21 protein-coding genes and 1 tRNA gene are annotated in these 18,561 nt (G+C 52.5%); 7 read left to right on the top strand and 15 right to left on the bottom strand.

Features of this window, described 5'->3' with window-relative positions:
• The first annotated feature begins 33 nt into the window (after window positions 1-33).
• From A0U92_RS01120 to A0U92_RS01110, 3 genes are all read left to right on the top strand, one after another.
• Window positions 34-702 (top strand): recombinase family protein, encoded by a 669-nt coding sequence (locus A0U92_RS01120; RefSeq protein ID WP_077811625.1) that lies wholly within the window; start codon window positions 34-36, stop codon window positions 700-702.
• Between the two features lie 600 nt (window positions 703-1,302).
• Complete coding sequence (locus tag A0U92_RS01115; RefSeq protein ID WP_077811624.1) at window positions 1,303-1,665, top strand: hypothetical protein; 363 nt, start codon at window positions 1,303-1,305, stop codon at window positions 1,663-1,665.
• Window positions 1,666-1,695: 30 nt separating this feature from the next.
• Window positions 1,696-2,052, top strand: coding sequence for a hypothetical protein (locus A0U92_RS01110; protein WP_149026344.1), 357 nt, complete (start codon window positions 1,696-1,698; stop codon window positions 2,050-2,052).
• On the opposite strand, the gene A0U92_RS01105 is transcribed toward A0U92_RS01110, so the two are convergent.
• Window positions 2,028-2,381, bottom strand: a complete 354-nt coding sequence (locus A0U92_RS01105) for a hypothetical protein (RefSeq protein ID WP_077811622.1) — start codon at window positions 2,379-2,381, stop codon at window positions 2,028-2,030. The two genes, A0U92_RS01110 and A0U92_RS01105, sit on opposite strands and share 25 nt — an antisense overlap.
• 32 nt (window positions 2,382-2,413) lie before the next feature.
• The gene (locus A0U92_RS01100; protein WP_077811621.1) at window positions 2,414-3,088 is read right to left on the bottom strand and encodes a hypothetical protein; all 675 of its coding nucleotides are present in this window, start codon (window positions 3,086-3,088) and stop codon (window positions 2,414-2,416) included.
• 193 nt (window positions 3,089-3,281) lie between these two features.
• Here A0U92_RS01100 and A0U92_RS01095 point away from each other — a divergent pair, with 193 nt between their 5' ends.
• Entirely contained in the window at window positions 3,282-3,863 is a 582-nt protein-coding gene (locus A0U92_RS01095; RefSeq protein WP_077811620.1) for a recombinase family protein, read from the top strand.
• Window positions 3,864-4,212: 349 nt separating this feature from the next.
• Window positions 4,213-4,623, top strand: coding sequence for a hypothetical protein (locus tag A0U92_RS17080; RefSeq protein ID WP_149026343.1), 411 nt, complete (start codon window positions 4,213-4,215; stop codon window positions 4,621-4,623).
• A 626-nt stretch (window positions 4,624-5,249) separates the two neighbouring features.
• Here A0U92_RS17080 and A0U92_RS01090 read toward each other — a convergent pair.
• The 5 genes from A0U92_RS01090 to A0U92_RS01070 form a co-directional block, all read right to left on the bottom strand.
• Window positions 5,250-5,816: a hypothetical protein gene (locus A0U92_RS01090; protein ID WP_077811619.1), complete on the bottom strand. Its 567-nt coding sequence runs from the start codon at window positions 5,814-5,816 to the stop codon at window positions 5,250-5,252.
• Window positions 5,817-5,975: 159 nt separating this feature from the next.
• Window positions 5,976-6,067 (bottom strand) — tRNA-Ser (locus tag A0U92_RS01085).
• Between the two features lie 101 nt (window positions 6,068-6,168).
• On the bottom strand, window positions 6,169-6,726 hold the full coding sequence (locus tag A0U92_RS01080) for a hypothetical protein (protein ID WP_077811618.1): 558 nt from the start codon (window positions 6,724-6,726) through the stop codon (window positions 6,169-6,171).
• A gap of 163 nt (window positions 6,727-6,889) precedes the next feature.
• Window positions 6,890-8,245, bottom strand: coding sequence for a purine-cytosine permease family protein (locus A0U92_RS01075; RefSeq protein ID WP_077811617.1), 1,356 nt, complete (start codon window positions 8,243-8,245; stop codon window positions 6,890-6,892).
• Between the two features lie 44 nt (window positions 8,246-8,289).
• Entirely contained in the window at window positions 8,290-9,132 is an 843-nt protein-coding gene (locus tag A0U92_RS01070; RefSeq protein WP_077811616.1) for an SDR family NAD(P)-dependent oxidoreductase, read from the bottom strand.
• Window positions 9,133-9,231: 99 nt separating this feature from the next.
• Between A0U92_RS01070 and gmk the strand changes: the two genes are divergently transcribed.
• Together gmk and hldE are read left to right on the top strand one after the other, a co-directional pair.
• Window positions 9,232-9,882 (top strand): guanylate kinase, encoded by a 651-nt coding sequence (gmk, locus tag A0U92_RS01065; RefSeq protein ID WP_077814174.1) that lies wholly within the window; start codon window positions 9,232-9,234, stop codon window positions 9,880-9,882.
• Window positions 9,883-9,889: 7 nt separating this feature from the next.
• On the top strand, window positions 9,890-11,329 hold the full coding sequence (gene hldE, locus A0U92_RS01060; protein WP_077811615.1) for a bifunctional D-glycero-beta-D-manno-heptose-7-phosphate kinase/D-glycero-beta-D-manno-heptose 1-phosphate adenylyltransferase HldE: 1,440 nt from the start codon (window positions 9,890-9,892) through the stop codon (window positions 11,327-11,329).
• Window positions 11,330-11,508: 179 nt separating this feature from the next.
• On the opposite strand, the gene A0U92_RS01055 is transcribed toward hldE, so the two are convergent.
• From A0U92_RS01055 to cls, 8 genes are all read right to left on the bottom strand, one after another.
• The gene (locus A0U92_RS01055) at window positions 11,509-11,907 is read right to left on the bottom strand and encodes an MmyB family transcriptional regulator (protein ID WP_187668821.1); all 399 of its coding nucleotides are present in this window, start codon (window positions 11,905-11,907) and stop codon (window positions 11,509-11,511) included.
• A gap of 460 nt (window positions 11,908-12,367) precedes the next feature.
• Window positions 12,368-13,396, bottom strand: coding sequence for a methionine synthase (locus tag A0U92_RS01050; RefSeq protein WP_077811614.1), 1,029 nt, complete (start codon window positions 13,394-13,396; stop codon window positions 12,368-12,370).
• Between the two features lie 51 nt (window positions 13,397-13,447).
• Entirely contained in the window at window positions 13,448-14,401 is a 954-nt protein-coding gene (locus tag A0U92_RS01045) for a putative oxygenase MesX (protein WP_077811613.1), read from the bottom strand.
• 236 nt (window positions 14,402-14,637) lie between these two features.
• Window positions 14,638-15,510, bottom strand: coding sequence for a LysR family transcriptional regulator (locus tag A0U92_RS01040; RefSeq protein ID WP_077811612.1), 873 nt, complete (start codon window positions 15,508-15,510; stop codon window positions 14,638-14,640).
• Window positions 15,511-15,765: 255 nt separating this feature from the next.
• Window positions 15,766-15,954, bottom strand: coding sequence for a YqaE/Pmp3 family membrane protein (locus tag A0U92_RS01035; RefSeq protein WP_077814173.1), 189 nt, complete (start codon window positions 15,952-15,954; stop codon window positions 15,766-15,768).
• 99 nt (window positions 15,955-16,053) lie between these two features.
• Entirely contained in the window at window positions 16,054-16,578 is a 525-nt protein-coding gene (locus tag A0U92_RS01030) for a DUF1269 domain-containing protein (protein ID WP_077811611.1), read from the bottom strand.
• A gap of 20 nt (window positions 16,579-16,598) precedes the next feature.
• Complete coding sequence (locus A0U92_RS01025) at window positions 16,599-16,847, bottom strand: hypothetical protein (RefSeq protein WP_077811610.1); 249 nt, start codon at window positions 16,845-16,847, stop codon at window positions 16,599-16,601.
• Window positions 16,848-16,961: 114 nt separating this feature from the next.
• Entirely contained in the window at window positions 16,962-18,485 is a 1,524-nt protein-coding gene (gene cls / locus A0U92_RS01020; RefSeq protein WP_236748212.1) for a cardiolipin synthase, read from the bottom strand.
• Window positions 18,486-18,561: the final 76 nt, after the last annotated feature.

The raw sequence follows: 18,561 nt of genomic DNA, 5'->3' as shown, positions 1-18,561 counted from the left end.
AATAACCTCAAGGGGTCTTGAGGTATTATTATAATGAACAGATTTATCGGATATTATCGCGTATCAACAGAAAAACAGGGAAAGTCAGGTCTGGGATTACAGTCGCAACAGGATGCAGTCAGTAATTTCGTGACTCATAGAAATGGAACATTACTCCAGGAATTCAGGGAAGTTGAATCCGGAGGAAAGAATGACCGACCAGAACTGTTCAAAGCTATGGAAGCCTGTCGTCTGTATGGAGCCACACTTCTGATTGCAAAGCTGGACCGGCTCTCCCGTGATGCTGTGTTCCTGTTACAGCTTCAACGCGGGGATGTTCCATTCATCGCCTGCGATATGCCAGATGCAAACGTCATGACTGTTGGCATCATGGCTCTGCTGGCTCAACAGGAAAGAGAGATGATCTCCCAACGCACAAAGGACGCCCTTGCTGTGTTGAAGGCCGGTGGCAAGAAATTGGGGGGCTGGCGTGACAAATGCCATCATTTTGGGGCTGATGATGTCCAGAAGGCTATAACAGTCAGGCAATCCAGACTGTCGGCCTACAGAAGCCGGGTGCTCCCGGTCGTCAGAGATTTAAGGAATTCCGGGATGACATATTCTCAGATATGCGAGCGACTGAAGGAACTCGGAATCAGAACATATCATAAGAAAGAAAACTGGAGCCCTGTCACCGTCCGCAATTTACTGGTCAATGGATAATCACCACAGGATTACCTGCTGATATCCTCTATTTTTATCTCCTGAGAATTTCGTGTTACACAGAAATCAGAATTGTGTGTAACACGAAATTCCTATGTATATACATGACATTTCGCGCAATTAGTGCAAATATATCACACATTTCCTCGCAGGATTTTCCAGTCATCTGGAAAATTCGCAATACGGATAATGATAGAAAATAGCAGTTTTCTGCCATATTATTGCAATCATACAGAAAAATTCCAGGCATTTTCTTCGCGCAATTTTCACGCAAAAACAACACTGTTACGCGCAATCCACATCTTTATGTTTGCATAATGCAAATAGAAATCGAATATTGTGTCACACAAAAATACCGAATTTCGTGTTACACAAAAACAAAAGTTCTGTGTCACACGAAATTCCATGTCATACAGTGTATGACAAAATACCTGCCTATGTCAGACAGTTTTTACGAATTTGTCTGACAGGATTCCGTATTCTGCATGACGTTTTTCAGGAATTGCCATACATTTCACATTATATGTAATACAGTTTATTTTTTTATTTGTATGTTACCCAAAATATATGATATAATTTATTTATTAGAGGAATTTTATTATGAGAAAAAGAGGTCGTCCACCCATATTTGAAAACGCCATGAGCAATAAAGAGCGTCAACAGAGAAAAGAACAAAGGAAGAAACAGCAGTTTATCCAGTCCATGGAAGCCATTTCCGAACTTGGTGGCATCATGGAACAGGTTCTGTTTCTCAATGTCGATGGAAGTGATCTACCGGACAGGATAAAGGAGACTCGGGAAACCATGAAAGAAATAACGGTTTACCGGATAGTCATCAGAGAAATAAAGGAAATTCAGGAGAACATCAGAAACTCTGAATATGGCCTGAGTGCGGTTGATCTGCATCGTTCTCGTGATGCTGTCAGACAAACTTCTAAAAATGTCATGCATCTTCCACTATGATGTCATACATAACGCGGAGAATGTATGACAATGACTTGTAATACAGAAAAAGGCTCGTGGAGTATCAGGGGCATCTCCCCCGATATCAAACAGGCTGTATCAACTCAATCGAAAAAAGCTGGTGTTTCTGTGGGTCTCTACGTGGAACAGGCCATTCGAGAAAAGATAAAATCAGACCGAAATGGCGGAAAGGCTCTGACTGTCGCGGGAAAAAGCCCTGTCAGCATCCAAGATGCCAATGAATTCATTGGTATGATTGCCAGACTGGCAGATGCTGGTGTGGAAATTCCGCCAACGCTGTCAAGGAATGCTGTTTCATTACTGAACCGCGTTGGGCGGGATGTGAAGAAGGGAAAAGCCAGTTATTCAGAGATAACTTCACCCTGAAGCTTCCCTTTGTCATCACGATGAAAGCGGTATTTCGACGTGTGGGGTTCATTCATGACCATCACGTTCACCGTGCAATCCCAGACATTCTTGAATCCTTTGGTCGCTGAACAATCCAGACTCTGGATATCCAGCGCCTTTTTTATTTTGTCTATGGCATTATCCCTCTCCTGCTCACTATGTTTCTGAAAAGGATTCACGGAATAAACTTCAGAAATGGATTGATTGGCCATAAAATCTCTGACCTCATCTTTACCGGGAGCATTATCGCCACACGCGGTCAGAGTGGTGAGGATGGCCAGCGCTGTGGCTGTTCGAATTATCTTCATCTTGTTGTTTATCCTGCCAAGAAAAACTATTTTCACTTTTCAAGTGATTTCAGAAAATCAGGATTATCCGTGATGGCTTTCTGTATGATCGCCATAGCCTGGCGGTGATTACTGTTCATCAGTCTGGTGCGATGGATAAAGCCTGCCAGTCCCAGAAGAAAAGCTATGCCAAAAGCCGAAACAATCAGACGCGAATAATCCGGGGCATGAGGATTACCGAGGAGACTATGTGATGGCGGAAGACCATTCATCCACCAGAACGTATCCACTACGGCAATAGAGATAAGAATCGCCACGATATACTGCCCGGTGAGACGCCATACACCATGGCCCGTAATGGCAAATGGAAGGCTCCCGTTTACAGTCCAGCCCGCTCCGGTGCTGACATTCCGGACAACAAGATTATTTCCAACCTCTACCCCTTTCAGGGCTCCCCAAACGACCTGGACAATCTGTGTGTCCGCAAGCGCATACGTTCCCAGAAGCTGTTTCTGTCTGCCACCGAGAGATTTGATCCAGCACTCCTGATGCTGATTGACCGTGCTGGTAACTTTCGGTCCGTGTGAAGTATAGACGCCGGGACCAGTTTCATAAGTTATTGTCGGCCCGGATGTCTGGACGGATGTGGAAGTCCACATCCGGAGCCCGTAAACCGTTCCTTCGATTCCGTACAGCCAGAACGGTTTCCCGAAAATATTAATATCCATCTGACTATAGATTCACAGAAATCTGGGAAAAACAGGACGTTGAATCTGTAGTCATCTGGAACAGAATCTCCGGAAACAAGATATTTTCCCCGGATATTATCTCTGAATCACCTGATTTTGTTACACTGTTCTTACAGCATCCACTGACCACTCACGGACAGCAGAGTATGAGCAAAAGAACGGAGCAAAATTTATGGAAAGGTACGGATACGCACGGGTGAGCACGGGCAAACAGACGACAGACAGCCAGATCACTGACCTGATGCGGGATGGCGTCTCTGACTGCCATATTATTCAGGAAACAGTATCAGGAGCTACAGACTGGCAATCCCGGCCTTTGCTTCGCAAACTCATTCGGAAACTCAGGACAGGAGATACACTGACCGTAGCCAAACTGGACAGGCTCGGTCGTAATGCTGTCGATGTTCTGTCTCTGATTGAACGGTTGAAAAAACGCGGAATTTCCGTGCGTATCCTGAATTTTGGAGTTGATACGTCCGGCTCTGGAGGGACGCTGTTTCTCCTGTTACTGGCCGGATTTGCGGAATTCGAGCGCAACCTGATCCGTGAGCGGGTGATCGCTGGACTTCAGACTGCCAGGGAAAAGGGGGTCCGGCTTGGCCGACGCCCCAAACTGTCCAGAGCCAAGATTGCTCGCGCCCGGCATCTCAGAAAACAGGGCTTCTCCATCACTAAAATTGGCCTGATCCTGAATGTCTCCAGGATGACGGTCTGGCGATCTACAAAAGAGGTCACTCCTGGTTCAGACGTCTGACATTTATTGCACAAAACGCATAACAATCATGCATTAAACACATATTCCGGAATCAGGTGATTTTGAGACAGAGTTGCGATATTAATTTACAAAATTCCAGTTCAAGGGTTTTGAGAATGCATACTCCTGAATTACTTTATTCACTTATGGGCAAGACCCCACCAGAAGCGTGCGAACAAGATAAGCATTGGTTTTATAGAATACCAATAAAAGATACATTCCTAATACGCAATAAAAATTACTTAGAAACATGCGGAATATATATTATTGTTCAAAAACTTTACTATAGAGATAATAAAAAAGTAATTTAGAGAATATTTCCAATGGATTTGTTTGCTTAAACATTGGAATGGCGGGCTGGAATAGACTGGAAAGACTAAACGAACGAATAAATATTTTTAAAAATACCAGAAATGATATATTTTTGGATGATGTCTATGTCTTGTTTTCCAAAGGTTTTGAGAATCCCGGTCTTTTCGATCTATCTACTCGTGGCTTCACAGCATCTTCTAAATTTTACGATAAAAATAGCAGTGAGTATGAAAAAATTAAAAAATACGAAGTGCGTATAAAAGAATTGATAAATCCTTTATTCGCTGTTGAGCATAAAGAAATTATAAAGTTAAGCCAAGAGCCTTATGGTCCAAAATATAGATGTTATATTAGTGATGGAAATATTAGAATAAGCACAGGAAGCCTCAATCAAGATAAAAATACATTTCGAAGAGAAGGAAATTTGTACGTTCAATTAAAAAAATAAATACGATATTTTTGATAACTGACTAAATATAAAAGAAATTATTGAAAACGTCGTAGAACACTCAACGTCAATGATCTGATTGAGGTTAGAGGCGTCTGCAAATGAAGGAAGTAATAATATGACAGTCGACTATAGAAAGTGTCAACAATTGAGTATAATTAAATTATGAGACAAGAAGTAATATCAAAATTCACAACTCCCGCATTCTGAATAACCATGATTTTCCTATTTTTTCTTATCAGAGTGTAACTGCGAATAACTCAGATCAGTCCAAAATAGGAAGAAGGGACATGATTTATGGTTATATAAGAGTTTCAACATCAAAGATGGGGATTATTGTTCTCTCCTTAATGGCCAGCTTTGCCGAACCTGAAAGAAAAAATACGCGCGAGCGTGTTACGGCAGGAATACAAGCCAGTCTCTCACGCGGGGAAAGGATAGGCAGAAGGAAAACTCTGTCGCCTGATGGCCAGAACGAGGTCAATCATATCAGACTGGTGCTACCGTTTCAGAACTCGCCAGACGATACAGAGTCTCACACAAGACAATTCAGAGAACCTTGAGGAATTCCGGATATCAACTTTCTGGATAAATCAGGAGAACAACTTCCCCTTCCAGATGTGAGATTATTTGGTTCTATCGGTCCACAAAATTCGTGGATATGGCATTTTACTAAGCAACACACACTGGAGGTCTGTCATCGCTTCTCCAGCCTCCCAAAAAAAAGTAGGATATCCTGTCTCCGTATCGTATTTCATATATCTATCTGCATAATCATCTTCACCACAATGAATCCCATGCAGTGAATCTACCAGCTCTTGGATATGCTCCTTACTGGAGGCATTATCTGCATCAGGTAGGCACATCGGCGACAATACAATTTCATAGAGTCCTTCCTCGATTGCCTTCTTGTGCAGATTCTCAAGATTATGGCCAAATTCACGTTTTCTCAATTCCTTAACGGTCATGCCTTGAAAAGATAAATAAGCCTTAAAATAACATTCAAGCGCGTGAGCCAGAATAAAGCACACCGGCAATATGTAATCTTTTTTGTCCTGGGATGATTCGCACGTATGGTATCGTTGAAACAGAACTTGAAAGCCCTGCCCGAAGCAAATGCCTGAATATAAAAATCTTTCAGAGACTTTCTTAGCATCCTCAGCAGGTATGCTGTTCTTTTTCTTGGTAGTCATTAGCCTTTCCGCACAGCCAACCTGATATGCGATGCATCGGGGATAATTTTCCGATGCACTCTCGATGCACTTTTTTCCGAAAATCTGAGACCATTTTTCCTGACCCTCGATGCAATCCAAGTCATCTAAAGGCTAAAATAGTCAGGAAAATCAATGAATTGGCGGAGGGGATGGGATTCGAACCCACGATACGCTGTTAAGCGTATAACGGTTTAGCAAACCGCCGCCTTCAGCCTCTCGGCCACCCCTCCAGGCACTGAGACAGTGCGTGCGGCAGAACCTACCCCGTTCTCCATCAGCAGTCAATTCCGGATGATCACTGCCAATGTCACAAAAGCGGCTCCTGCCGCCTTCACTGCTGCTGGGCAGGCTGATTAGACATTTCCTGCAGCAATGCCCTGACTGCATCAGGATTTTTTTGTAGCAGGGATACATTGTGTGGGTTTAGTGTGGGCGCATCCTTGGCATTTCCCGCATTGGACGTCACAGCGTAGGTAATGCCGAAGGATGTCAGACCTATGACAAACTGACGAGCCGAAAAACCCTGTGACTTCAGAACCGGCTCAATGCCCTCTACCGATTCAACACGCTTGATCGTCTCATCCAGAGACATTTGCCCCTCCGGAGCAGGCGGCTGCAACCCTGCGTCGCGCAATGCCTGCAAGGTTCTTATCATCCGCGGCAGAAAATCATCCGGCAACTGATACGATGCAGCCACCTGCACATCCCGACGCATCGCCGCCAACTGGGCAGCGTCAGGAGCTGGTGGCTGCTGGGATGGTTGCTGACTATCTGCCTGCTGGCTTGAGTAGACCTGCTGAGCCCTCACTTCGGTGCTGGCCGTCAGAGCAACCGCAGCAGACAGCAGAAAAACCGAGCCAGTTGCCTTGAACGAATACCGTCGTTTCATCACGTTCCATCTCTTCCTGTGAGCTTCAGCTTCCAGCAACAGCCATGCCTCAGAGCATGGTGTTCCCACTGACATGCAGAATCTTATTGCCCGATCATGGCACGGATGCGTCATTCTCAAAATCACCGGCGACAAAACTGTATGCCGGAGCAGACACGCAGGGCTAATCCTGCCTCTCGCGCCACGCCGCATACCACCAGCCCGCCACAAGAAATCCGACATAATATCCGATATCAGCGCCCCCAAGCCAACGAGCCACTGGTCCGGTGTAGAGCGAACTGGTGGAGAAAAGCAGCACCGTCAGCACGGACGTCACAATAAAGATCGTCGCGCCACGCCGCCATCCGGAAGGCGGCCGCAACACCTGCCCGTACACGGCGCGCGCCGCCGAATGACCACCCGTCAGATACCAGTCCGCCAGCACGATCCCGCACCAGGGCGCAATCCAGTACATCGTGACCAGCAGATAATCCGTATAGAGCGTCGCATACCGTCCCGCTCCAGCAACCGCCAGCACATACCCCAGACTCGCCGTGATGATCGCCGCCGCAACACGCGGCACATGGATCCCCGCCGAGATCAGGCTGTAACTGGCCGTGTTATCGTTGAACGAGTTCCCGGCAATCGACGACAGGGCAATCGCAGCAAGCGCCAGCGGTCCGAGCGGCCCCATGGCGTGCTGCAGGCTGGCAATCACCGCCGTCGGAGACGGTTCGGCAATACTCGCAGCCGTCAGAAGACCAAGAATCTGGAACGGCACCGCCGACAGCAGAAGCCCCGACAGTGCAAGAACAACCACCCGCTTCGGATCAGATTTCGCTGGCAGATAACGCGTGTAATCAGAGGAATAGGTCGCCCAGGACAGGTTGAAACTGACCAGTATCCCGACCGCCAGCAGAAATGTCGCCAGACCGACAGGATGCGCCGCCTGCACGACGCCGCCCCCCCTCACCGCAAACGTCACGCCAATGATCGCAAACACGACCAGCAACATACCGCCGAGATATTTCTGGAGCGCCTGCACAACGTGATGACCATAGATGGACGCCACCATCTGAATGGATGCGAGAACGCCAAGCGCCAGCCAGAACGGTGTGGGAACGCCTGCCAGCATCAGCAGGCTGACCAGTGCCGCCGCCGCCGGCACATTGTTCACCGCATCCCAGCCGACGCAGTAGATCCAGTTCAGAAAGGAAGGCGGTCTGACACCGATCGTCCCCAGCGCCATGCGCGAGGCTTCCATCTGGGTCAGACCTGTCGCGGGACCAATCGCCGCCGCCAGCGCCACCGGCAAAGCGCCTACGATATTGCCCACCAGAATGGCCAGCACGCCCATTCTGAAATCCAGCCCGAGACTGACCAGCAGCGCACCGGTCACCCATCCGCCGGGACCGAGATTTGGTGAGAAATGACTCCAGAACACCCGGTCCATCGCCATGGTCTTGCGTGCGGCAGGCACAGGCTGACAGACTGACGCCGCCGAAAGGTCTTCCATCAGGCCAGACGGTTCAGGCGACATTCACGACACTCCACATCTATAATGACATCATACCAAAACCGGTTTTATCCGTCTGAAGGCTGCCGCACGACCGGCATACTGCCAGCGGCGCCCGTCGGCTGGTTCTGATAATACCGCTCCGACAGACCGATCGGCAGCAGATCCATCAGGCGCGACCCCGCGGCAATCCAGCGCGGAAACGTGATCCGTCGCCGGTTTTTCTCCAGCCCGGCCATGATCCGTTCCACAGCCTCGGCTGTCTGCACAAGGCCGGGCATCGCGAACTCGTTCGTCGCCACCATCGGCGTGTTGATGAAGCCGCAAACCACTGAACTGAGCAGAATACCATCCCGCTTCAGGTTGCCACCTGTCGCCACCATGAAGCGATCGACTGCCGCCTTGGTGGCGCAATAGGAGGGTGTGCCGGGAAAGGAGACCAGTCCGGCAATCGAGGAAATCGCCGCGATACGGCCCCGGAAACCATCGGAAGCCACAGGCTGACGACGCATCACGTCAATGGCCGGGAAAATCGTATTGAGAACGCCATTCACATTGACATCCACCATGTGCTTTACCTGATATTCAGATTCGCACGCCGCACCAATCTCTCCGTTCGGTCGGTCATGGACCCCGCCGGTGATACCCGCACAGGCCAGCACCACATCAAGCGAGTCATCTGATGCGCCGATGCCTTCAATCACGCGTCTCATCGCCGGAGCGTCCGTCACATCCAGTGCGTGAATGGAGACTCGCGCTCCCAGCGCCGCCGTGCGGGAAGCCGTGTCTTTCAGCCGGTTTTCATTGCAGTCCATGAGATGAAGCGTAACGCCCGGACGGGCGACACGCAGGGCGAAACCACGGCCGAGCCCTGAAGCGGCTCCCGTGATGAGAAGAGAATCCTGTTTCATAGTCGCCCCATTAAGAACCTGCTGCTAAAAGGTCGCAACCGTCCTCCCGAAACAAATCGGCAGGAATATTTGACACGGCAGGGAGGCACGAACGCCGATATGACACGCACCGGAACGACCGTCCCGTCGCCCATCACGCGGCGAGGCGTCTGCCTTGTCATTTCCGCCCCGTCCGGCGCCGGAAAATCCACCATCGCCAATGCCCTGCGCGCCGCCGACCCGCGCGTGAAACATTCAGTCTCCATCACCACCCGCGCCCCGCGCCCCGGTGAGACGGACGGCATCCATTATCATTTCCGTACCATGGACCAGTTCAAGCACATGGCCGATCAGGGCGAACTGCTCGAATGGGCGTCCGTCTTCGGACGCGGCTACGGCACGCCACGGACACCCGTGGAAGCGGCCCTCGCCGCAGGGCAGGACATGGTGTTCGATATCGACTGGCAGGGTCATCGCCAGATCCGGCACGCGCTGCCCGATGATGTCGTGAGCCTCTTCGTGCTGCCCCCTTCCCTCGCCGAACTGGAACGCCGCCTGACCGGTCGCGCCTCGGATGCGGCGGAAGAAATCAGAAAGCGCATGGACGCCGCCCTCGATGAAATTTCCCACTGGGAAGAATTCGATCATGTGATCGTCAACGCCGAACTCGACCGCGCCATCGCAGAAACGCAGGCCGTGCTGAACGCGGCGCGTCTCCGTACAGCGCGTCAGACCGGGCTGGCGGATTTCGTAGCCAGCTTCTGGGGCTGACGTACCCATGGATTTCTCGAATATCACCGTTCTCTGCGTCGGCGACGTCATGCTCGACCGGTTCGTCTATGGCGAAATGGAGCGCATCTCACCGGAAGCGCCGGTCCCGGTCCTGCTGCTGAAAGAGCGCCGTGAAATGCCGGGCGGCGCGGGCAATGTCGCCAGCAACATTATCTCGCTCGGTGGCCAGGCCATCCTGATCGGTCTGGTTGGCGAGGATGAGGCCGCCGTCATCCTTCGTGACGCCCTGCGCCACCGCACTGGCGTTTCCGAAATGCTGGTCCCCAGCCCCAAACGCCCGACCATCTGCAAGACACGCTTCATCGCGTCCCATCAGCAGGTCGTGAGAGCCGATGAGGAAAGCCGGGAAAAGCTGCAACCGGAAGAAGCGGAACTGCTCTGCCGCGCCATCGACGCGAGGCTGGATGAAGCCGATGTCGTCATTCTTTCCGACTATGGCAAAGGCGTTTGCGACAGCATGGTCGTCCGGCATCTGATCGGAGAGGCGCGCCTGAAGAACATCCCGGTCTTCGTTGATCCAAAGACGTCCGATTTCCGGCATTATCGCGGGGCAACCTGCATCACCCCCAACGCGAAGGAACTCGTCGCCGCTTCCGGCATTTCCGGCACGGATGACGCCAGCGTGGAACGCGCCGCCCGCAAGGTGATGGCGGAAGCCGAGGCGGACGTCATTCTCGCCACCCGTTCGGAAAAAGGCATGATGCTGGTTCCCGCGCACGGAGAGGCTGAAGCTGTTCCCGCCCGTGCACGAGAGGTGTTCGACGTCTCCGGTGCAGGCGACACCGTGATCGCCACCATGGCCCTCGCTTTCGGGTCCGGCATGTCGTTCGGACAGTCCATGCGCGTCGCCAACGCCGCCGCCGGTGTGGTGGTCGCCAAACTGGGCACAGCAACAGCCGATCTTGGCGAAGTAACCCGTGAGTTGCAGGCCCAGAACTCGTCCATTGATTCCCCGCATCTGCTGACCCTGAATGAAGCCAGGCGGGAAGTCGAGGAATGGCAGTCGCAGGGCCTGACCGTCGGCTTCACCAATGGGTGCTTCGATATTCTGCATCCGGGCCATATCAGCCTTCTGGCAGCCGCCCGCGCGGAATGTGACCGGCTGATCGTGGCGCTGAATGACGACGACAGCATCAGGCGTCTCAAGGGAGAAACACGACCCGTCAATACACTCGCCAGCCGTGCCGCCGTGATGGCCGCCGTGCGATATGTCGACGCCGTCGTGGCGTTTACCGAAGACACTCCTCTGGAAATCCTTGTCGCACTGATGCCGGACGTTCTTGTGAAAGGCTCTGACTACAAGCCCGAAGATGTTGTGGGCGCCAGAGAGGTCATCGACAATGGAGGACGGCTGTTTCTCGCCGATCTTCAGGATGGCCACTCAACCACCGCCACGATCGGACGCATTCAGCGACACGGAGCCTGATGGCCCCTTAGTCATTCAAGAACTGCTACGGGACGTTGCAAGAATTACTGGTCTGGCGGCGGGAAATCCGGATGCCCCTTTATGAAGGCCGGGGATGGACAAAGCACCTGTCCTCGCCTTCCTCTCTCCGTGAACGTGTCATCCAGCATCGCCCCGAAACATCAGACCTTGGACACCGATCAGCATTCCATCTGCTGGTAAACGACGAGAATCAGATCAGGTCGACCATCAACGGCGAATGTCGCCATCCCGAAGTTTTGCAGACCATGGAGCGGATGATGAAACGCCTTCTTACCATATTCAAATGTGTAAATCGTTTTATCATGCCACATTATTCTGAATTCCGGACTTGACGCACAGAGTTCGGCAACCAGAGGCTCGATAACTGCTGCGGCCCCTGCCAGTGCGGCGTCCATCCTGAATGCGCTGACAATGAAACGGGCCGCGCTGTCCCGGTCAGGGTGAAGTAATTTGCTGCGCGGATCGAGAAAGATCAGCCACAGGATGTTACGCTGCTCGGATGGCAACAGCGCAAAGTCGGTCATCAGCTCCGTTGCGGCAGTATTCCAGGCCACCATCTGCCAGATAGCGCACGGCAAAGAGCATTCACTTCATGTTCATGACTCTCGCTCCTGAATCCCTGCAACAGGCGGTCGGTTCTGAACGCTCGTCTCTGGGTATGCCCTTTTCCGCAATCAGAGCTCGATGCGAACGGCAGAATACATGTTTCAGTGGGCCGCCGACAGCCCCTGTCCATCGATCCACACCGGGCCAGCCTTTTCACCACAGCCGACCTGCCAACGCGACATGACCCACAGATGGCTTTATGGCTGCAATGCCATGTTTCACTCGGTGTCGCCTTCGAAAGTGCAAAGCGCCACGAACAACCCCGTGTGGCCGATCAGACCCGCGAGGCTGGCAACACGCGCTCGGCCATGGCGCTGGAACTGTGGCGTCCTTGGCTCGCGAGGGCAGTGCTGGCAAGCCGTGCGTCAGAAGTCGGCCTGGCCAGCTCACAGAAAGCGCACCATTGTGTCACTATGCAGAGAGTTCCCGACGAACAATTCCGGCGCCTGCGCTCAAAGCATTGAGTTTGCCGCGTGCGACCTGACGCGACAATGGCGCCATGCCGCAGTTGGTGCAGGCTATGAGCTTGTCGGCATCTACAAACCGGAGTGCTTTGCGCAGAGTCTCCGCGACCTCCTCCGGCGATTCAATGGTGTTGCTGGACACATCGATGGCCCCCACCATCACCTTCTTGCCACGGATGAGTTCAATGAGCTCCATTGGAACGCGGGAGTTGTGGCATTCAAGAGAAACCATATCGATGCTGGACGCCTGAAGCCGAGGAAAAACAGCTTCGTAATGACGCCACTCCGACCCAAGGGTTTTCTTCCAGTCGGTGTTGGCTTTTATGCCGTAGCCGTAACAGATATGAACCGCAGTATCGCATTTTAACCCTTCAATAGCTCGCTCAAGCGTGGCGATCCCCCAGTCATTCACTTCGTCAAAGAATACATTGAACGCAGGTTCGTCGAACTGAATGATGTCGACACCGGCGGCTTCGAGTTCCCTGGCCTCCTGATTGAGGATCGCGGCGAATTCCCAGGCGAGTTTCTCCCGGCTTTTATAGTGGCTGTCGTAGAGCGTATCGATCATCGTCATGGGACCGGGGAGGGCCCATTTGATAGGGGCGCTGGTCTGCTGACGCAGAAAAACAGCATCCTCGACAAAGACCGGCTTTCCGCGGGTCACTGGCCCGACAACTGTCGGCACACTCGCATCATAACGATCCCGAATCCTGACGGTCTCGCGTTTTTCGAAGTCGACACCGCCGAGATGTTCGATGAAGGTTGTTACGAAATGCTGACGTGTCTGTTCGCCGTCACTCACGATATCGATGTCTGCGAGCTGTTGCTCCAGCGCGGCCACGCGGAGTGCATCCTGTTTGCCCTCGATCAGCTCTTCACCTTGCAATTTCCAGGGTGACCACAGTTTTTCCGGCTGCGCGAGCCAGGATGGTTTGGGCAGACTGCCAGCAGTCGCCGTCGGAAGAAGAGTTTTCATTATATAAAGCCCTGAAAGTTTCGGTTTTATTTAACAGTCGAATTGAGCTGACTATCCGTGGAGCAAAGTCCGATAGGGCTCGATGAACGTCTTCTCGGCATACCGTCCCTGCGAGAGAGCGAGATGAACACGCTCTTCGCGGTCATAAGTAATTTGAGTGACCGAGTAATCCTGATGTTCCAGCTTAGGCTGAAAGTATTCGGGCGCCGGAGAATTCGCGTTGTAGATCTCCGGACGGTAAATCTTCTGAAAAGTCTCCATCGTGCCGATCGTGCCAATAAGTTCGAGATTGCTGTATTCGTTCAGAAGATCGCCGAAGAAATAGAATGCCAGAGGTGCGGAGCTATTTTCCGGCATGAAATAACGGACCTGCATTCCCATCTTTCGAAAATACTCTTCGGTCAGAGACCCGTCTTTTGACAGATACTCCACTCCCAACACCGGGTGCCTGTTTGCGGACCGCTGATAGGTTTTGTTGTGCGAGACGCTCAGGCATATCACAGGAGGCTTCGCGGAATGCTCGCTGTAGGCAGTCGAGTTGACGAACAGCTTGAATATTTTCCCGTGCAGATCACCAAAGTCACCCGGAACACTGAATTCGGAGCGGTCTTTATTGTATTCATGCAGGCGGATGCTGAAATCGTAATCCCGGACATAAGAGGAAAAGTTGTTTCCGACTATTCCTTCGATCTTCGTGTTATATTTTCTATCCAAGATTGACGTTTTCAGCATTTCAATCGCGGGGAAGGCAGCGCTGGCGCCGAGGCTAATTTCGATTGAGAGGATATCAAGCGCTATCACATAGCGATCACTCTCGGGATTATCCCAAAACGCCAGAGCATTGCAGCGATTATTGATCATTCGCATCGTATTGTGCAGATTTTTGACACGATTTTCGCCACGGGCCAGGTTCGCGAAGTTGGTTGTAATCCGCGTGTTTTCAGAGGGACGATAATCCTCGTCGAAACGAATGCGCTTCACCGTAAATGCAAAGTCCATAACCATCGCGCTTCTGTGTCCTCCATCACTGAAAATAAAGCGCCTATTGCGTACCGAACTGGAGATCGGATCGAAAACATCCAACTTCTATTGGTTGTCCGACGAATAATCCTCATACGATCGCACGCAGAGCGTTCATCCACTGTATGGTCGAACAGAAGCATGATTAAAAATGATCTTATCTCATGAAAACATGACTCCACGTCATCAGTCACAAGCGGGTCAGGCGTGAGCGGGAGGGATCAGATCTGAATGGTCGCGGCCAGATGTATCAGGCCGTCCAGATAGACGGGCGTTATGCCTTTGCGATGGCCCAGATAAATTGACTTCGCAATTCCTTCGCCAAGCCGCACGCTTTTCACCCCTTTGACGCCTCGCAAAAGCCAGTCAGGGATTGAACTGACGGCCCGACCTGAGGCTACCAGGCGCAACATAAGATCAGTCGTCTCCACCGTGCGATGGCGGTGCGGGCGGGCATGGGCCGGAACAAGGAAGCGGGTATAGATATCCAGCCGCTCTCGGGCGACCGGATAAGTGATGAGGGTTTCGTTCGCCATATCTTCCGGCTCGACCCGGTCCTTCCGGGCCAGAGGATGTGTTTCAGAGACGGCTAAAACCAGTTCGTAGTCGAAAACGGGCTTATAAACGACATCCGGATGCTCAAGCGGATCAGGAGTAACCAGAACATCGATTTCATGACTGAGAAGAGCGGCCAGCCCGCCAAACTGGAAAGCTGTCGTTACATCCAATTCGACATCAGGCCACTCTGCCAGAAACGGATCCACCACGCGCATCAACCAGTCCTGGCAAGGGTGACATTCCATCCCCACCCGGATCGCGCCGCGCCGGCCGCGCGCGTAGTCTTCGAGGACGACTGCGCCATGTTCGAGCTGTGGCAGCACCCGCATCGCCAAGCCCAGAAGATAATCTCCTGCGAGCGTCAGACGCAGCTTGCGCCCCTCGCGCTCCCAGAGCTTGACGCCATAGCGATCTTCGAAACGGCGTATTGCATGACTGACTGCGGATTGAGTCAGGTTTAACTGGTCAGCCGCCTGTGTAAGGCTGCCTGTCCGTTCGATCTCACGCAAAATGGCCAGAGGTTGGATATCGATCATCAAGCATGAACCATTGTCATGCAGTTACCTATATCATCCATTCCATGTCCTCCCATCACATATCCCAACCAGAGTACAAGGGTTTTGAAAGGCACTCATAAGCAGGCGATGACTGCGTTAACAGCCATCATGGAAGCTTTTCCAAAAATTCGATACATCTTAAAAAGAATTCACAAAAAAACTCCCTGCTCCACCAACGGCGGAGCAGGACATTTCAAACAAACCACGCTTCACTCAAAACGTGTCAGAGGCTTTTCAGCCCAAACCCGCCCGCTTCAGCTTCTGGTCCGTTTTATACTGACTGAGCGCGTAAACAGCCCAGATCGCAGCCGGAATCCAGCCCAGCACCGTGACCTGCAGGAACAGGCAGACCAATCCGGCAATCGGACGTCCGATGGTAAAAAATGTCAGCCAGGGCAGAAGAAATGCAATCAACAGACGCATGAATGGCTCCATATGAAAAAAGCCCCGCATCTATGCGAGGCTTCTTTTATTGTGACGTTGCTTTAAACACACTGTCCAGTCCCGGACAGGAGGTTGTTTTCAGGCGGAAGCAGCCTGTCCCAGAGCCTGACGAAGCTTGCCTTCGACTTCCGGAGACAGCGAGGTCTGGATGATCTTCGCATGCCCTTTCAGTTCGGCCAGATGCGAAATCACTTTTTCCGGCTCAGCCTTGCGGATCAGAATAAACAGGGCCGATGTTCCCGGCGCCAGCGTGTCACCAAGCTTCTTCATGAAATCGTCATTGATTCCATAGTCGCTATTCTTGCCATCCAGCGCGCCGATACCCGCACCGGCAACACTGCCGACAATCAGACCGGCCAGCGGGTTGAGAAACAGGAGACCAACCAGCGTTCCCCAGAACCCTCCGGACAGGAATCCCCAGGACGCACCAATCTTTTCAAGATTGAAGCTCTGATCCAGATGAGTCTTGCCGTCTGCCGTACGGCGCACAACAACAGCATCTTCCAGATCCAGAAGATATTCTTTTTCAAGTTCCCGGCACTCTGTCAGCGCGTTCTGCGCCCCATCCAGACTGTCGAAACCAACAACAACGAGCGTACTCATAATAATACCTTCCGGGTCATTCAGGCCGCTTTGCGACCCAGCACATAGCTGATCGCAGAAGCCGCCACGAGAATCAGAAAGCCGAACACCTTGCATCCCGTCGGGATGGTCTTCTCGTGCAGCTTCGTCTCGCTCTTGATATCAGCGATATGCTCCGAAAGCTGCTTGTGCAGCTCATTCTTGTGTTTATGCAGGGACTTGTCGAGACCCTTGACAATCTCTTCAAGGTCTTCCGGACTCAACTTCCGCAGGATGTCGGTGGCGCTCATATCAGCAGCACTCCTGAAAATTTCATGACCATGACTCTTGCAGTCACGGCTCTCTAAAGGATATTGGCCCGCGCGCCCTGTTTTTCAAGAGTTGCTTTTCTTAACTCGCGTCCATCAAAGAATAGGTCCGATCATGGCCAGCGTGTTGTTCCACAGCACCCGCGTTTTGGGCCAGTTCACCACATCCTCAAGACGCACCTCATCCGAAGCGTCGATATAGGTCTGCTGGCGCTCTCGGACTGACCGCGTAAACGCGTCATCGACAAGCTGAATATTGTTTTCGAAGTTCAGATCGAAGCTGCGACGATCCAGATTGGCCGAACCGATCAGGGTCATGCGCCCGTCCACAGTCATCGCCTTGGTATGCAGCAGGCCATGCGGGTATTCATAGATCCTCACCCCCGCTTCCAGCAGGTCGCGATAATAGCTGCGGCTTGCGCCCGCAACGATCCATGAATCGTTTTTTTTCGGCATGGTGAGCGTGGTCTTCACACCGCGCCGCGCCGCAGCGCACAGAGCCGCCTGAATGGGCTCGTCCGGCACATAATAGGGTGTCGTGACCGTCAGTTCTTCTGCGGCTGAATTCATGATCGACACAAACGTCTCGGGCATCGCCGCATACCGCACGGCAGCGCTTGTGCCGATGACCTGCGCGACAAACCCTTTTCCTTCTTCCACTCTGGCAGAAGCGAGAAGCGGTGTGAGATCCTCGTTGGTGTGGGCCATCCAGTCCGTGGCGAACAGATGCTGGTTCTGCAACACCACCGGACCTTCGAAACGCGCCAGCAGGTCCACCCATGGGGCGAAACGGGCCTTCACCCGGAATTCCGGGTCCGCGCAGTTCTGGCTGCCGCAATAGGTCACGCGATTGTCAATCACCACGATCTTGCGATGGTTCCTCATGTCGAACCTCCCCCTGAAGGGACGCAGCAGCACGCTTCCCAGCGGCAAAGCCCGCACAAGGCGGACACCAGCCTGTTCCATGTCCGCCCAATGACCACTGTGAATCAGCCGACGGGAACCCAGGTCATCCGCCATCACGCGACAGGTGACACCGCGTCTGGCCGCCCGCATCAGCGCATCGGCCACCTTCATGCCGTTGCCATCCGCCAGCCAGATGTAGAAGCAGACATGCGCATGTTCTTTCGCGGCATCAATGTCAGCGACCATGCTGTCGATCGCGGCGTTGGAATCCTTCATCAGAGCCGCCATATTGCCGCCCATCGGCGGATAGCCGCTGATCGACTGCCCTACCTTGAACAGGGGAGCCAGACGGGGCGGCAGACCGAATTTCTTTTCAGCGTCAATCAGGGCTTCGGCTGTCTTTCCCGGCACGGGGAGGCGTTTCATCGCGTCCCGGATACGCAGGACGCGCTGGGGTGTCAGCTTGGTCTCACCAAGAAAAAGATAGGCGAGTATGCCACCGATCGGCAGAGCGCCGATGATGGCGACCCATGCCACACGCGAGGCAGGCTGCCGATGACGACGCAGAAGCGCCCGCCCGATGAACAGCAGCTGAAGCGATGCGGTTACACCCGCCGCATACCAGCTCCATTTCACGGTGCGCGCACCCAGTAATGCGCGATCCTCCGAACGACGCAGGGATAAAGAAATTTTTCGGTCTGATAGGGGCGTCATAATTTCGCTGATCCGGTCGTTAGGATACCACGCAGGGACGTTACAGCCGCTATCCTGTTGGAACAACTGACGCAGG

The sequence above is a fragment of the Acetobacter aceti genome, assembly GCF_002005445.1.
Lineage (GTDB): Bacteria > Pseudomonadota > Alphaproteobacteria > Acetobacterales > Acetobacteraceae > Acetobacter > Acetobacter aceti_B.
This window is presented reverse-complemented; position numbering and strand designations above follow the sequence as displayed.